Consider the following 1,604-nt stretch of genomic DNA (forward strand, 5'->3'; position numbering starts at 1 on the left):
CGAGGCCGGCAACGTCACCTTGAGCGGCAGCATCGAAAGCGATGCGACCGTGAGCTCGCTGATCATCAGTGACGCCAGCGGCAATACCGTTACTGTCGATCCCGCGGATATCGCCGTCGATGCCGACGGTAACTTGACGGTCAGCGGCGTGGACCTGTCGGGTCTCGTCGACGGCGAACTGACAGCCACCCTCTCCGTGACCGATGCCGCCGGCAACACCGGCACGGTCACCGATACCACCACGCTCGATACGGCTGCGCCCAATGCCCCGACCGCAACGCTGGCCGACGATACCGCCATCGACGGTGACGGCATCACCAGCGACGCCACCATCAACGTCGGTGGCCTCGAAGGCGGGGCAACGTGGGAATATTCCACCGATGGCGGCGATAGCTGGACGACCGGCATGGGTGCCAGCTTCGAACTGCCGGAAGGCGACTATGCCGCCGACGCCGTGCAGGTGCGTCAGACCGATGCCGCGGGCAACACCGGCGAGACGGGCAACCTCGGTGCCGTGACGGTCGATCTGACCGCCCCGGAAGCCCCAGTGATTGAAGGCGCCGAAGACGACGTTCCTCCCGCCGGACCGATTGACGATGGCGACACCACCAACGACGTGACACCGACGCTGATCGGCAGCGCCGAGGCCAATGCCATCGTGACCGTCTACGCCGACGGTCGAGACCTGGGCACCACCACGGCCGACGCGGAAGGCAACTGGCAGTTCGCGACCGATGAGGCGGATCAATTGTTTGGCGGTGAAACTGTCTTCACTGCCACCGCCACCGATATCGCAGGCAACATTTCCGCCACCAGCCCGACGTTTACGCTGACGTTCGACACGACGGCCCCTGCGGCACCGACGATCGAACCGACCAATGGAGACGAGATCACCGGTACCGCCGAACCTGGCAGCACGGTCACGTTGACCGACGGAGACGGCACCCCGATCGGCAGCGTCGACGCCGATCCCGACGACGGTAGCTGGTCATTCACGCCAGACGAGCCGCTACCCGACGGGACCGAAGTCAACGCCACCGCAACCGATGCCAGCGGCAATACCAGCCCTGAAGCCACGGCCACGGTCGACGCGACCGCACCCAATGCCGACGACAACGGCATCGCGATCAATGATGGCGGCGACGGCTTCCTGAACGTCGACGAGGCCGGCAACGTCACCTTGAGCGGCAGCATCGAAAGCGATGCGACCGTGAGCTCGCTGATCATCAGTGACGCCAGCGGCAATACCGTTACTGTCGATCCCGCGGATATCGCCGTCGATGCCGACGGTAACTTGACGGTCAGCGGCGTGGACCTGTCGGGTCTCGTCGACGGCGAACTGACAGCCACCCTCTCCGTGACCGATGCCGCCGGCAACACCGGCACGGTCACCGATACCACCACGCTCGATACGGCTGCGCCCAATGCCCCGACCGCAACGCTGGCCGACGATACCGCCATCGACGGTGACGGCATCACCAGCGAGGCCACCATCAACGTCGGTGGCCTCGAAGGCGGGGCAACGTGGGAATATTCCACCGATGGCGGCGATAGCTGGACGCCCGGCACGGGTACCGCCTTCGAACTGCCGGAAGGCGACTATA

The 1,604-nt window shown here is 65.3% G+C and carries 1 protein-coding gene; it reads left to right on the forward strand.

Annotated features, from left to right (window positions below):
* Positions 1-1,604, forward strand: a 1,604-nt coding sequence (locus tag BTW07_RS18280; RefSeq protein ID WP_144076968.1) for an Ig-like domain-containing protein, incomplete at both ends; no start/stop codon positions are given.

It is taken from the genome of Salinicola socius, assembly GCF_001937195.1.
Classification (GTDB): domain Bacteria; phylum Pseudomonadota; class Gammaproteobacteria; order Pseudomonadales; family Halomonadaceae; genus Salinicola; species Salinicola socius.